Origin of the sequence: Paraburkholderia sp. EG304 (assembly GCF_046543485.1) — a bacterium.
GTDB classification, from domain to species: Bacteria; Pseudomonadota; Gammaproteobacteria; order Burkholderiales; family Burkholderiaceae; genus Paraburkholderia; species Paraburkholderia youngii.
In genome coordinates this window covers 1-14,377 of record NZ_JBKGUA010000091.1, presented here as the reverse complement: position 1 = coordinate 14,377, position 14,377 = coordinate 1, and the positions used below count along the sequence as shown (strand labels likewise).

General features: G+C 56.5%; 6 protein-coding genes and 5 pseudogenes. 7 read left to right on the top strand and 4 right to left on the bottom strand.

The genetic code is table 11. The features are described from left to right. Nucleotides 1–126: 126 nt before the first annotated feature. Nucleotides 127–648 (top strand): annotated as a pseudogene (locus ACLFKU_RS40310) (IS3 family transposase); the annotation flags it as partial. Between the two features lie 7 nt (nucleotides 649–655). On the opposite strand, the pseudogene ACLFKU_RS40305 reads toward ACLFKU_RS40310, so the two are convergent. Beyond that, nucleotides 656–979, bottom strand: a pseudogene (locus ACLFKU_RS40305) (IS30 family transposase); the annotation flags it as partial. A gap of 351 nt (nucleotides 980–1,330) precedes the next feature. On the opposite strand from ACLFKU_RS40305, the pseudogene ACLFKU_RS40300 reads away from it, so the two are divergent. After that, nucleotides 1,331–1,685: pseudogene (locus ACLFKU_RS40300) on the top strand (transposase); the annotation flags it as partial. A 4-nt stretch (nucleotides 1,686–1,689) separates the two neighbouring features. On the opposite strand, the pseudogene ACLFKU_RS40295 reads toward ACLFKU_RS40300, so the two are convergent. Next, a pseudogene (locus ACLFKU_RS40295) lies at nucleotides 1,690–1,989 on the bottom strand (integrase core domain-containing protein); the annotation flags it as partial. A 7-nt stretch (nucleotides 1,990–1,996) separates the two neighbouring features. Here ACLFKU_RS40295 and ACLFKU_RS40290 point away from each other — a divergent pair. From ACLFKU_RS40290 to ACLFKU_RS40280, 3 genes and pseudogenes are all read left to right on the top strand, one after another. Then, nucleotides 1,997–2,182: pseudogene (locus ACLFKU_RS40290) on the top strand (transposase); the annotation flags it as partial. 1,614 nt (nucleotides 2,183–3,796) lie between these two features. Continuing rightward, nucleotides 3,797–10,309, top strand: a complete 6,513-nt coding sequence (locus ACLFKU_RS40285) for an amino acid adenylation domain-containing protein (protein ID WP_410852936.1) — start codon at nucleotides 3,797–3,799, stop codon at nucleotides 10,307–10,309. A gap of 35 nt (nucleotides 10,310–10,344) precedes the next feature. Beyond that, entirely contained in the window at nucleotides 10,345–11,691 is a 1,347-nt protein-coding gene (locus ACLFKU_RS40280) for an MATE family efflux transporter (RefSeq protein WP_410852935.1), read from the top strand. Between the two features lie 287 nt (nucleotides 11,692–11,978). Here the strand turns inward: ACLFKU_RS40280 and ACLFKU_RS40275 are convergent, their stop codons facing one another. Together ACLFKU_RS40275 and ACLFKU_RS40270 are read right to left on the bottom strand one after the other, a co-directional pair. Then, entirely contained in the window at nucleotides 11,979–12,173 is a 195-nt protein-coding gene (locus ACLFKU_RS40275; RefSeq protein WP_410852937.1) for a hypothetical protein, read from the bottom strand. Nucleotides 12,174–12,663: 490 nt separating this feature from the next. Then, complete coding sequence (locus ACLFKU_RS40270; protein ID WP_410852934.1) at nucleotides 12,664–13,338, bottom strand: IS4 family transposase; 675 nt, start codon at nucleotides 13,336–13,338, stop codon at nucleotides 12,664–12,666. A 156-nt stretch (nucleotides 13,339–13,494) separates the two neighbouring features. On the opposite strand from ACLFKU_RS40270, the gene tnpA reads away from it, so the two are divergent. Continuing rightward, a complete protein-coding gene (tnpA, locus tag ACLFKU_RS40265; RefSeq protein ID WP_410852933.1) occupies nucleotides 13,495–13,887 on the top strand; it encodes an IS66-like element accessory protein TnpA in 393 nt (130 codons plus the stop codon). Further along, the gene (gene tnpB, locus ACLFKU_RS40260) at nucleotides 13,884–14,222 is read left to right on the top strand and encodes an IS66 family insertion sequence element accessory protein TnpB (RefSeq protein WP_176112030.1); all 339 of its coding nucleotides are present in this window, start codon (nucleotides 13,884–13,886) and stop codon (nucleotides 14,220–14,222) included. Before tnpA ends, tnpB begins: the two co-directional genes overlap by 4 nt. The last annotated feature ends 155 nt before the right edge of the window (nucleotides 14,223–14,377 follow it).

The window sequence follows — 14,377 nt, the reverse complement described above, 5'->3', positions numbered from 1 at the left end:
CCTGGCTCCTTATGCCGAAAGCCAACTGGCTCCTATATGCCGGAAACGAAGTGGCTCCTTTATGCCGAAAACGTCCCGGCTCCTTTATGCCGGAAGCCCGGTGGCCCCTATATGGCGGAAGATGACAGCGTGAACGGCGATCGTGCCTGGAAGCGCGGCGGCACGCCCGAGCGGAAACGGTTGACCGACACGCAACTGCTTACGCTGATTCGGTCGATTCATGCCGAGGTCAAGGGCGCCTACGGCTCGCCACGCATGACCGAGGAGATTCGCGCACGCGGGTTTCCGGCCAGCAAGGCACGCGTGGAGCGTTTGATGAGCAAGAACGGTATCCGGGCACGCCACAAACGCCGCTACCGCGTCACGACTGATTCCCGGCACAAGCTGCCCGTCGCGCCGAACCTGTTGAACCGCGAGTTCGCGCCGGCTGCGCCGAATCAGGTGTTCAGTTCGGACATCACGTATATCTGGACCGACGAGGGCTGGCTGTATCTGGCGGTCGTGCTGGAGCTGTTCAATCGAGAAGTCGTGGGTTGGTCCATCAAGCCGCGCATGACGGCCGACATTGTGACCGACGTGCTGACGATGGCATGGTTTCGCCGGAAGCCCGCGCCCGGCGCGCTGCACCACTCGGACCGTGGCAGTCGGGGCGAATTCAACCGGTCGTCGCAACACTGGATTGTTGAACAGATTTTAGGTACTCGTCCAGCGCTTCCGCAGGCGTCTTCCAGCCGAGCGTTTTCCGGGGCCTGGTATTCAATATGTTAGCAACGGCTTGGATCTCTCGAGCACACCACCGGGACAGGTCTGTGCCCTTTGGAAAGTATTGTCGTAGAAGGCCATTGGTGTTTTCGTTCGTACCGCGCTGCCATGGGCTGTGCGGGTCGGCGAAGAATACCTTCACGCCGGACTCGATAGTGAAGCGGGCGTGATCGGACAGCTCCTTGCCACGATCCCAGGTTAGTGATCGCCACAACTGAATCAATCCACTCTGTTAGTGACGGTAACAGGCAGTTCCTGTGCGATTATGCCGCGCGAGGAACAGAAGTGCCCAAGCCCGAGCCGAACTGCTCCGAATGGATGTTACTGACCAGTTCATCGAATAGTGCATCGTTTTTCAGGCGGCAAAATATGGACATGCTTTTCCTGAAACAGGTTGTGAGTGCGTTTCGTCTGGCGCAAGTCGGCCGATGAAATTCTGTCGAGTCGTGAACGGTTTTGCGCACGGGTCCAAACGATACCGCGATGAACATGCCACACCAGCGATTGACGACGCCGTCCTCGCGCTCCTCTATTTGACATTGCACGACGACAGCCGCCATTGTCACCCATTGCTCGAGGGGATGTAACGATGTGGATTGACCCTGATCTTTTCGCTGCAGCACCGGAATCCAAGGTGCGCGCACTCGGGGCCACCGATGCGTCTATGCGGATGCGCTCATGCAGATGCTGCTGGAACTCAAGCAGGTCTTTCTTCTGCCGCTGCGAGCACTACAAGGCTTCGCCCAGAGTCTGCGCAAACTTGCTTTCCCGAGCCTGCCCGTGCCGAACTACACGACGTCGAGGCACACAGACGCTGAAGGTCGCGGTGCCGGCACAACGCCCAAAGACTCCTTGCACCTTGTGCTCGACAGTACCGGGCCAAGGTCTATGGCGAAGGCGAGTGGAAGGTGCGCAAGCATGGCTGAGTCAAGCCGCCTTGGCGACGTTCTGAAACTGCCGATAGTAAGCTTGCTCGGCTTCCGCCGGCGGGATGTCGCCGATCGGGCCGAACAGCCTACGAATGTTGAACCAGTCGACCCATTCAAGCGTTGCCAGGTCGACAGCTTGCTGCCTGCGCCACGGGCCGCGCCGATGAATCAGCTCCGCTTTATACAGCCCGTTGATTGTCTCGGCCAGTGCGTTGTCGTACGAATTGCCAACTGTGTCGACTGCCGATTCGACGCCGGTTTCGGCCAGACGCTCCGTGTAGTGGATCGAAACGTATTTGGGGAGCCCGGTCACCGCAAGCGCGTTGGCCGCGAAAATGGGCGACGCAAAACGGTACGGATGCAGTTGCGATTTTGCGGCATCGGTTGGGCTCGTTCCGCGGCAATACAGTACGGGCGGCAAGACCAATCTTCTCAGGATCAGCCGGCGGAGCAACAAAAATGTCAGGCGCCTGCTCGTCCTGCCCGCTCGAGGCGCGGGGAGCGATCCCCAAAACGACGCCGAATAGATTTGGGCAAGCCAACTCGCCATCGAAAAAATCAGGGTTGCAAAGATGGGGTGGATCCAGATTTGGCACATCCATGCCGCTGGGTGGGGGGGCGCGCCCATTCCATTAACGCGCATCTGCATCGTCGGCAAAAGAGAGCCTCACGTGATCCGGAAACTGTCCAAGGAAAAGCACGTTCGGTATGCCGCGTAGCCAACTATGCACTATTTGATGCACTCGTCAGTAAGTTCGCCGCTTTGGTCGCCCCTCGTCGCGGCAATCCGTGGTGTTGCACATCCAACATTGTCGGATATGCAACACAGCAAATCCCACAAATGATATTTGCCGGAAGATCCCGCAAGCGTTTTGGAGGGTAAGTGCCCATCAATCATCCCGATCAGCAATGTGTTGAGATATCTCTCAGGTGTGTCGTGGCGTTGGCTCAACTATTGCATCTGCTGTCGCGGGGAAATTGAAGCTGGAGGTAACGAAGCGTGAACACCACACCAAAGCCTCACGAACCACAGACAAGATCTGCAAAAAATGATCGTCGACATTCTATTGCCGCGTCCACTCAAGGTGCCGCGCTACGCGTTATTAACGAACCGGCGCTCTGGATCATCAGTTCCATTCCGTTCCCTGAGCAGGAAGTTTTTTCCTGCGTTGCTGTGCAATCCGACGAACGATGTATCTCACAAAGAAAGATACAAGGGCTCTGCACAGAATGAAGCTGTGCGGCGAAGTGAGCAGCATGGAGGACCGACATCAACGCGACGGTCAGGACGACCAGCAGAGTTCGTCGCACCTCCTAACCCATGATGTGACTGTTGAATACTTCTGAACTTATGCTGCAGGAGCGTCGAGTGCCGAATCATCCTTCAATTCTTCGGGCGCTTTACCATGGTTTTTATATTGCAGCATACAGTTCGAAACCTGTATCAAGTGAATTTCTTGCTGCGAACTTATTGCATATTTCCCTTCTTCACCTGAAATCGCTTGCTTGAGTTCAGGTCGTGATTGTGATTGAGGACGGTTACTTTAACGATGAACAGATCACGCACTGTGTGGTCTCCCACGATTGCTCGCTTGTTTTCCGATGATCCGAAAGCCTTCATTACGAGCGCGATACTGTTTTTTTTGCCAGTGAGCGCTGCGTGGCCGTTTCGGAAGCGTGCCAGGAACTCGCTCTCAGAGGATCGGGAAGAACTGCGGGGCTGGCGCGATATAGCGCCGTTACGCGACGCGGGCGAGTAGTGACGTGCCTGCGCCAGCCGCATCTTTCGCAGTTATAGGTACGGATTTTAATGGTAACCAGTGATCTTGGCCGTTGCATTGGTGACCGCATGAAAATGCGGTTCAATTTAGCAGAGCAAGTGACACGCCCAAGTGAATAGATATCAAAATATTGAATACGTACAGAATGCGAAGAAGATGTGATTTTCAATATCTTAAGATTGCCAGTTAGCCTGTTATCCAACCCAAACGCAATGAACCTTTCGGCGATCATTCCACGGATACTTGCGCGGTCGCCCGCCGAGAGAGCTGCTTTTAGTATAGGGTCGGTTAATTCAAGCACTTAGGCGAGTGAGTGAGGTTTAAATGAAAAAACTATTGGCAGTGGACTACTTTTGTGAAGCGGCACGGCGTTATCCGCAACATATAGCAGCGAGGCATGGCAGCGAGTCGGTAACGTATCGGGAGCTTGATGAGCAGTCCAACCGCATCGCAATGGCGCTGACCGAGCGCTGTGGCCGCGAGGCGCCCGTCATCGGCGTGTTGATGGAGCGAGGAATTGATTTATTGGCTGCGATGCTTGCCGTTTTTAAGATTCGCGGTACCTATATGCCGCTTGATGGCCAGTATCCAGCGGAACGTTTGGATTACATGCTGGAGAAGAGTAAATGCTGCCTGCTGCTGACCGCCCGTAACTGCTTCGAACAGGCGGCATACTTGCAGACAACCAGACCGGAACTAGTGCTTCTTGATATTGAGGAGGCGCAAGAATCGAGCGCAGCCTTTGCCGGGCCCAGAGGCAAAGGTAGTGATCTTGCCTACGTCATTTTCACTTCGGGTACCACCGGTCACCCAAAGGGCGTAATGATTGAACAGCGGAGCTTGATCAATCACTTGCACGCTAAAGTACACGATCTGGAGATCAGTAAAGCTGATCAGGTGGCGCAGACCGCATCGCACTGTTTTGACATTTCTCTGTGGCAGTTTATGGCGGCGCTGCAAGTGGGGGCGTGCACGCGGATCATTAATAGAGACGTCGTATGCGATCCGTCGAGGCTGCTGCTTGAGTTGCGCGAATCCCAAGTATCAGTCATTCAATTTGTGCCGTCGCTACTACGCTCGTTTGTGGCCGAAGTCGAATTGATCGATGCACGCGCGCTGCCGGCGCTGCGCAGGATTTCCACCGTCGGAGAGGCATTGCCGCCCGACGTATGCCGACGCTGGCTGGCGATGTACCCGTCTATTCCCATCCTCAACCATTATGGACCAACCGAATGTGCCGACGGTGTCACGCATGCACTGATCTCTAACTCTCCGGCGGAAGGTCAGGCATTTATGCCGATCGGGAAACCGATAGGCAATCTGGAAATCTATGTGGTCAGGCCAGATGCTGCGGCGCTGACGCTTGTTGCGTCAGGTGACGTAGGCGAACTTTGTGTAGCCGGCGTTGGCGTTGCGCGTGGTTACATTAACGACGACGCGCGTACGGAGCAGGCTTTTGTGGCTAACCCTTTCAGCGATAAGCGCGGATATGATCGATTATACAAGACTGGTGATCTCGTGAGGCTGCGTGAGGATGGCTTGCTGGAGTGTCTCGGAAGAGCAGATCGCCAGGTCAAGCTGCGTGGCTACCGTATTGAGCTTAACGAAGTGGAAGGTTTGTTGGGGTTACATACTGCCGTCGAGGCCGCGGCCGTAGTGGTGCATTATCCCGCTGACAATCGGGTGAAACTGACGGCAAGGGAAACACTGACTAGTCCAGGGGAAGCGGAAAGACTTCCGCGCCTCGTGGCTTTCGTCAAGCTTCGAGAGGAGGTTACACGGAGCGCTTTACGCGAACACATGTCGTGTCAGTTGCCTGACTACATGCTGCCTGATCTTTTCTTCGAGCTGGCGAAATTACCATTAAACGCCAATGGCAAACTTGACTACAACCAATTGCCTTCTCCAGAAAATTTGCGTCCTTTGTCCGATGTGAAATATCTGGAGCCCGCTGACGGTCTTCAGGTTCGGTTGTGCAGGCTCTTAGCCGAGATACTGCATCTAGACCGGCTGGGGCGAAACGACAACTTTTTGCTGATGGGCGGTGACTCGCTGCGCGCCATGCTTGCGATCAACCGTATTCGGAGCGAATTCGCCTGCGAAGTTTCTGTGGTTGAACTGTACCATTGCACAATAGATGAGTTGACCGAACTCCTGGCCGAGAAAGAGGATGGGCATGAGTCGCTCCCCGCCATTGTCGTCAGTCGCCGTGATGAGGGCGGAGAGGCTCCGGCCAGTCACATTCAAAAACACTTATGGTTTTTGTGGAAGCTTGATCCAACAGCATCCAACTATACCTTGCAAACGGCGCTCGAATGCTGCGGAGAGCTTGATCGAGATCGCTTTAGTCGGGCTTGGGATGCGGTGGTGCAGTACTTCGACACACTGCGCATCCGATTCGTCGAAAAGAGCGGCAATCCATATTTGACCTTCGATTCACCGCCGAAGGGTCGTTTGCGCTTTATAGACCTTTGCGGCGACCATCCTGCCTCCAGGTTGGCTGAACTGAAGGCGAGCGAGTTTCAACCGGCCTTTGATCTCGCCGCAGGCACACTGTATCGCGCACTACTAGTACGAGAGAGCTCCGACCGGCATGTTGTCATCTTTACGACGCATGAAATCATTATGGACGCGTGGTCGCTTTCGGTGATGGTGCGCAAACTGCGTGAATTTTACCAGGCGGGAGTCAGTTCAGAGGACGGTCTCAAAGCCGAAATTTCGTTCGCGGATTTCGCTAAATGGGAGTCTGAGCAGTTTCGATCGGACTGCTGGGCGCGACAGCGCTCGTACTGGGCACAACAGCTGTCGGGTGAGTTGCCGGTGCTGACCCTGCCTTCCGATAAGCCTCGTCCGAGGCGGATGCGTTACACCGGTAAGTCACACGCCATACAAATTCCGGCTCTCGCGGCGTCCAGACTTCGCGAACTCGCTGCGGACAATCGCACCACGCTTTTCAGCGTGTTACTGACGACTTTTTACCTTTTATTGAGAGAGTACAGCGGACAGGACGATATCATCGTCGGCACTCCGAATGTAGTACGCGAACAGTCAGGTACGGAACACCTGCTGGGGTTCTTCCTAAACATGTTGCCGCTAAGGGCGAAGATGGATCCTGACAAGTCATTCATCGAACATCTGGCCACGACGCAGCAAACTGTCATCGGTGCTGCCTTCAACGCGGCATATCCATTCAGTCGGATGTTGGAAACAGTTGACGTGGTACGTGGAAGCAATTTTTCTCCCGTATTCCAGGTGATGTTCAACATGTATTCGGAGAAGGCAGAGCTGATTTCTGAGGGGCAGCACGATGTGTCAATTGTCGCACGCGAATTGGAAAACGGTTATACCAAGTACGATCTCACTCTTTACTGTCAGGAAGAGGGGGACGGCATCTATCTGCAGATGTCCTATTGCACTGAGCTGTTCTCCGACGAGCTCGTTTCCAGAATGCTGCTCAACCTGCAGCAAATTATTCAGATGATCATTGCGGCGCCGGCGGCGCCGCTTGCAGAGCTGGATCTGCGGCACCCAGCTGAAAAGGCTTTTCTTAAGCGTTACAACGGAGGACGGCTCGCTTATACGGGCGCTAGTACACTACGCGAAATGTTCGAAGCGCGTGCCAAAATGTCGCCAGTGGATACTGCTTATTTCTGGGAGCGCGGTCGCATTTCGTACGCGGAGTTGGATACTGCGGCCAACCGTTTTGCTAACAGACTCGCAGCCTCCGGTGTTGGTGCCGGCGACAGGGTGCTGCTTGGCATTGACCGCGGCATTAACGCGTTGATCGTTATTCTAGCTGCGATTAAGCTGCACGCAACCTACTCGGTGATCGGGGCAAATTATCCGATAAGTCGCATACTTGAGATTGCTAAAGATGTCGCCCCCAAGGCCTTCGTTGCCACGCCGTTGCAGCGGGAAGCATTTCGTGACAGAGGGCTAGTTTTACTGCCGTCGGAGAAAGTTGCATGCGGCAATGAGGAAACAGATGCCGCCCCTTCCCCATCTTGTTCGCATGAAGTGCTGCAGATCGTCTACACATCTGGTTCTACGGGAAAACCGAAGGGCGTTGTGGTTCCCGCTACAGCATGCCTAAATCGTTTGCACTGGATGTGGGGGCAATTCCCCTTCCAGGCAGGCGATGCCTGCGTAGTGCAGAAGTCGGCGGCGCTGGTTGCCAGTCAATGGGAAATCTTCGGGCCACTCTTACAAGGCGTTCCTAGTTTGCTGCTGAGTCAGCAAGAACTGCAAGATCCATCCCTGCTGCTATTGCAGCTAGATCGTTACCGGGTAACGCATCTGCTGTGCTCGCCACCGTTGATCACCGGCATTTTGACGGCACAATTGACAGACGGACGGTCGGTTTCAGATTTGCGGCTGGTCACCTCAAGCGCTGAGGCGTTGCCACCGGAGTTGGCTCGGCGCTTTCTCGAGGCTTTCCCGCAGGCCCGTTTGTTCAACTTTTACGGCTCCTCGGAGTGTAGCTCGAACGCCGCTTGGGGGGAGGTGTGCGAAGTGGGCGCTGATGAACGAACTGTCCCGATCGGTAAGCCGGTGGCCAATGTCGGCATAGCCGTCGTAGATGACAGGTTGCGGCCGGTGGTTCAAGGTGCGGTGGGGGAGATCCTGGTGACGGGTGACTGCCTGGCGAATGGCTATCACGACAGCAGGGAGTTGACAGCCGAGCGATTTGTTGCTAATCCGGTGCCAGAGTTACAGCCTTTCGGAACTGTGGCTTATCGCACTGGCGATTTGGGGCGCCACCGCGACGACGGCCGCTTGGAGTTCCTCGGAAGGCGTGACAACCAAATCAAGATCCATGGCTTGCGCGTTGAACTGGATGAGATTTCTCACGTCTTGGGAAAATGTCCTGGGGTCGAGGAGGCCGCGGTGCATTTGCACCGCGCTGCGGATGGCGAGCCGCTGTTGACTGCCTACGTGGTGGGCACGGAGGCGAAGCTGCCGTCAACAGAGGATGGGTTCCGACAAATGCTCCGTCATTCGCTGTTGCCCCATACTATTCCCCGTTCATTTGTTCGCTTGCGGGCTTTGCCTAAGCTGCCGGGCGGTAAACTGGACCGTTCCCGCTTGCCGTTGCCACGGCAAACCGCGGTGGGCGTATTCGCGCCGCTGGTTACCGCGACCGAGCATGCACTGGCCGCGGTTTGGCAGGAAGTGCTTGGTATGTCGACGATTGGTGCGGACGCGCATTTCTTCTCACTGGGTGGTACCTCTATGCTGAGCGTGCGCTGTGTGGCGCGGGCGGCCAGGATGGAAATCCGCTTTTCTGTCAGCGAGTTGTACGATTATCCAGTGTTACGCGAATTGGCTGGGCTGATCGATGCCCGCTCCGGCGAACTGGTGCACCACGATGGCGAAATCGACGGTGGAGTGGAAGTAACGCCTACGATACGCTTCATGAATCGGCGCATGGGTTTAGACGAGCATTTCAACATGTGCGCGATCTGGCAGGACGATAGCTGCCGTTTGGATCCGGCCATATTGGAGTCCGCTATCGTTAGGTTGGCGAAAGACTACCCACTGTTGCGCACCAGGATCTCTCGAGATGACGCGGATCTACGCTTCCATACCGGAGTCGGAGCGTTGCATCTGGAGCGAGTTGCATTGGGCTCGTACTCAGAGCTCGGGGATTGCACGCGAGAGGTATCTGGTATCGCTGAGAAAGCGCAATATGCATTCCGGTTCGATGGTCGTACCTGGATGTCGCGTTTCCAATTGATCGAGGCGGAGGTCGGTGGGCGGCCGCACAGATGGATTTTTATCATAATTCATCATTTCCTGGTCGACGGCTATGGGTTCCGGCTGCTGCTGGACGAAGTAGAACGCTACTATCTGGCGATAGAGCATGACCAAGCACCGGATCCCGCATTCAGTGGCCGCGCGCAGGTGAATCGATGGGTGAAGGCGCTGCGCGAACATGTGAGCGGTTCGTTGGACAGCAACATTGCTTATTGGCGAAGCCGGCCATGGGAACTGCTGCGTGAGGATGGTGCAACAGTCTTCGAGGTTGAGCCAGTCGATAGTGGCGCTGATTCCAGCCGGCGCTTGTTCGAGATGCTCCACACTGGGCAGATGCACAGTGATGCTGCTTTCGAGGCCTTGTGCGCGCACAAGGGGATTCGCTATCTGGATCTGGATGCGGAATCGACAAAGATTCTGCTCGATCTGCATCCGGACCGGCACGGCTTTGACGCGTTCGACGTCATCCTGTGCGCCTTGGCGGAGGTGGCAGGACGGGGCAACCAGCGACGAGGGCTGTTTCTGGACAGCATGGACATGCTGCGCACGCCTATCCTGCCGGGTCAGGATCTGTCGACAGTTATGGGCTTTACCGCGGAACTTGTCCCGCTGGCCATCATTTGTGAGGGGCGACTCAGTGTGGCGGAACGTCTGAAAGCGGTGCGTCGTCAGCGCAATTCGGCACGGATCCATGGCATTGGGCTACGGGCGGCTGCGTATCTGCTGCCGGATGATCAGGCGAAGGCATTGGTGGATTTCGACTGGCCGCGTGTTGTCGTCAACTATCGCGCTGTGTTAGATAATCTTCGTACGCGCATGCTGCTCGGCCTTGCTCAACCGACGATCTGGACGGGTGATGGGATGGGGCCCAACCTCCATCACACGTTGCGGTTAGATATCGATAATGTGGACGGTAAACTTCGTATCCAGATGCATTGTGCGTTGCCTTGCTTTTCCGCAGAGGAGACGAATATGCTGGGACGTCAGTTGCTGCATTGTCTCGCGGCTTATGCCGGATGGCTTAGGGACAATCAGGAAGATGTGGACGCAACAAGCGTGAAGGACGGGGCCACAGTATGAACACGCCAGCAGTTGCGGCATCACGGATGCAGTCAATGGCCCACGATCGACTGTTGCCACTGATCCTGCGGCTGGCTCTTCCGTCCGTCATTGGCGTCACTGTCAGTGCCGCTTATCAGTTGCTCAACGCCTATTTCGTGGGGCGGCTCGGAACAGCAGCACTCGCGGCGATGGCATTGTCGTTCCCATTTGCAATGTGCATCACGGCAATAGGCCAGATCTTCGGTGCAGGGGCCGCCTCGTTGATTGCTCGAAGCCTGGGACGTGCCGACGATCACTCTGCCAACGATTATGCATCGCACGCGTTATCGTCTGCGATGGTAATTGCTGGCATAACGGCTATCGCGGGCTGGCAGTTGGCTCCAACTTTGCTGACATGGCTAGGCGCTGGACCATCGATTTTGCCACTGGCGGTGGCTTATCTTCATTGGCTGCTGTTGGGCTATGTGGCAGTGGTATTCAATATGGTCTGTGGTTTCATCGTGAGAGCGGATGGCAATACCGTGCTCAGCATGACGACCCAAGTTTCATCCTTCGCAATGAACGCGGCACTCGACCCGGTGATGATTTTCTGGTTCGGGCTGGGCATCGAAGGGGCTGGCATCGCAACGTTTCTGGCCCAGTTGTGCGGCTTAACTTTGTATTGGCGACATTTCGCGGGCAGGCACGGAGCCATCGTCTTATCGTGGCCATCGGTGGGACGCTGCGGGTGCCGGCTGGCGAGCATCGCCCGCATCGGCATTCCGCCAGCGCTCAATACGCTGCTCGCGGTAGCGGCCATGTCCATGCTCAATGGGTTCGCTGCTCGCTACGGTGAGGCATCGGTGGCGGCGATAGGTTTGGCCAGCCGCTTGGCGATGCTGGCAGCACTTCCGCTGTATGGACTGTGCAGCGGGGCGCAGTCGGTTGTTGGGTTTAATGTCGGCGCAGGTAACTGGACACGGGTGGCGCAAGCGGTTCGGGCTATGGTTGCCGTCGCGCTAACGTTCGCCGGAGTCTATGCCGGCTGGGTCGTGTGGCAAGCGAGAACCATCATCGGCTGGTTTGCGCACGAGTCGGCGACGATAGAGATTGGCAGCCGCGCGATCTTGCTATTCCATTGTGCGTTGCCGGTGTTAGGGGTGCAACAGGTGTGCCTGCTTTTCATGCAGGCCAAGGGCAACGCAGTCTGGGCAACGCTTGTAGCGGTACTGCGGCATGGCTTGTTTCTGATGCCCCTGATGGCCTTGCTGCAGCACGCTTATGGGCAAGACGGCCTTTTGTTCTCGGTAGCGGCTGCCGATATGGCAGCGGGTCTTATCGCTATGGTTATTCTATACAGTGAAATGCGGCAGATCGACAAGGCCTCCCGGCTCTGTCAGGTTAATGGAATGGGGCCGTAGAATGACGTAATGAAGAAGACAAAACCGCTTTATCACGGTCATCGCTTCCCTGTTATCGTCATCAGCCGTGCGGTTCGGTGGTATTGATATGACTTTGCGTGTTAATCGCGACATTAAATTCCAGGTTGTTGCATCGATGCATGAATTTCCTGACGGCGGCGCAGCAGTAAAGCCGATGGACGATGCGAAGCTTCTAGTCCTCTCCGCCGTGTAGCCCATAGGTCTACAGGAAGGTCGCCACAATCTACGGGTATTTTTCCGCAGAAACCCTACGGATAACGAAGTTGTTATAGATGAGGTATCCGTCTTTCTGCAGTCTTTTGTGGAAAGATCTTAAGCCCACCGTTGGCGACAAGCTGTTGACTTGCAGGATCCCAGGCATCGGCGCCGTCGATGTCGCCGCCCTTCCATGCTGCGACAATTTCACTAGGCGCAAGAGGTACTGGTATGATTTTGCTGCGGTCAAGCCCGTATACCCTGATGGCCGCGTCCAGCGCGTATTGTGCCGTCGAGTTCGGAGGGTAGCCGATGGTCTTGCCTTCGACTTACCGGAGTGACGAGATATCCTTACGGAAAGTCAGTTCGCTGGTGGAAATCACTTCTGGAACACCGATAGTCTCGATAGGTAGAGGACGAAATTTTTGGCCATGTCGAGGTGTGCGGTGTGGTGCGGTTGTTGTCAGGCGCGCCACGAGAGAACATTCATCAGCCAGGGCCAACCAACGACTACTTCTAAGCAAATTACTGCGACGGTTATAGGGAAACGCGATCTCGTCTGAAAGAGCGGTGCTATTTTCATTTGCCGGAGGCGCTGCCCGATGCGATCCTGGACGATTCTCGGCTACGGACCGGTGCCTGCGAAGGAGGCGGGGGGCCAAAACGAGCATTCATGCCGTCCGCACAACGACACACGAATGCCCGGCCACAGTTGGGCATACACAAGGCATAGTAAGCGCCAACTCAAGCTTGCAATTACCCACTTCTTTTTAGCGCAAGCTTATAGCCGATCTGGATGTCTGTCAGACGTCGCATCCCGCGCCACATTACGGTATTGCCCGGCGGAGGGTCGTTGGCGCGCGCAAGGTAACCCCCGAGCTGAGCGAGCCTGATAACGTTGCGCACGAGCGGCGGAGCTTGCGCGTTGTGGGGCGTATCGTGAACGATGTGTTCAAGCAGTTCGATTTCGGTGTGCGTGAACGCGAGTTCGGCGCCGGCCTGCGGCGCCGATCGGCCGAGCATGGTAATCCAGAATATGCGCCAGCTCAGAATGCAGAAGATTGCGATCAGATTCGTTAGCCGCTCGGCTGTACGAAGCCGGGACTCCTCGGCTTTGCAGCCCGATTTCAGGATTTTGTGGAAGGTCTCGATCTTCCAGCGCATTGCGTACCAGTCGAGCTTTTCGATTGCCTCTGCACGAGAGCGGACCGGCAGGTTGGTGATCAGCTTCCATTCGATGCGGGCACGCCCGGGCGGCGGATCGCGTTCCTGTGCGTGCAGGACTGTTAGCTGTAGCGCACGGTAACGGTTCTGCTTGCCGATGGGCGGCAGAACGGTCATAGGCTGGTAGCGCAGTTCGAGCGTCGCGGTCATCGGACGGCCTTTCGCGTCGCGAAGCTCGACGCGGTGGAGCCCCTTGACCTGAACCATGCTGCATGGCTTTGGAGATCGTGTGCTGACCGTCTCCCGCGAGCCTGTCAACGCAGGTACGCACAAGGAAGTGGGCCAAAGTAAGCGCCCGGTCATCCCATCTTGAGTCACGGTGAAAGTCTTGGGAGCATCGTGTTCACTTAAATAGGTGGACACGTGAACACTATTGAAGAAGCAGCGGCACCTAGCCGTCGACGACGCCGGCGCTACAGTGTCGAGTTCAAGGCTCAGGTAGTGGCAGCTTGCCAGGGGCCCGGGGCATCGCTCGCGGCCATCGCATTGCACCACAAGCTGAACGCGAATCTGCTTCGACGTTGGGTCGAGCAGGCCGAAACGAATGATTGTGTGCTGGTGGCCCGTAGCGACATGGCAGCGCCATTGGTAGCGGCGCCGGCACCGGAATTTGTACCGCTCGCTCTTGAGACGCGAAACACGCGTACAACTGAAATTCGCGTCGAGGTGCGTCGCGTGGACCTGTCGATAACGGTTAGCTGGCCGACCTCAGAGGCAGCGCAGTGCGCCGCCTGGCTGCGCGAGTGGCTCGCATGATCCGCATTGATCAGGTGTGGCTGGCAGTTGACCCGCTGGATATGCGGGCCGGCTTCGATACGGCACTGGGTCGGGTGATCACCGTGTTCGGCGCTGCGCATCCGCACCATGCTTACCTGTTTGCCAACCGGCGAGCCAACCGCCTGAAGGTGCTGGTTCACGATGGGATTGGCATCTGGCTGGCAGCGCGACGGCTGAATCAGGGGCAGTTCGCATGGCCGCGCGCGGGTAGCGAACCAAAGCAGCATGCGCTCACGCAGGAACAACTTGCCGGTCTGGTGGTGGGTTTGCCATGGCAGCGCATCGGCGCGGACGGTGTGATCCGTGTCGTTTGAGGACGTTCGGTACGTATACGGTCGCGCCTTCGCGCTCTCCGGGGTTCTGGCAGACTCGTCTGCATGGATCTGCCCGCCGACCTCAACACTCTTAGCCCGGAACAGTTGCGTGCGCTCGCCACGCAACTGATTGCACGCGTCGAAGACCGGGACCG

Bases quoted from the DNA above. Each gene is read 5' to 3' on its own strand.
- ACLFKU_RS40285 (WP_410852936.1), top strand. From the start codon at position 3,797: ATGAAAAAACTATTGGCAGTGGACTACTTTTGTGAAGCGGCACGGCGT.
- ACLFKU_RS40280 (WP_410852935.1), top strand. From the start codon at position 10,345: ATGGCCCACGATCGACTGTTGCCACTGATCCTGCGGCTGGCTCTTCCG.
- ACLFKU_RS40270 (WP_410852934.1), bottom strand. From the start codon at position 13,338: ATGGTTCAGGTCAAGGGGCTCCACCGCGTCGAGCTTCGCGACGCGAAA.
- tnpB (WP_176112030.1), top strand. From the start codon at position 13,884: ATGATCCGCATTGATCAGGTGTGGCTGGCAGTTGACCCGCTGGATATG.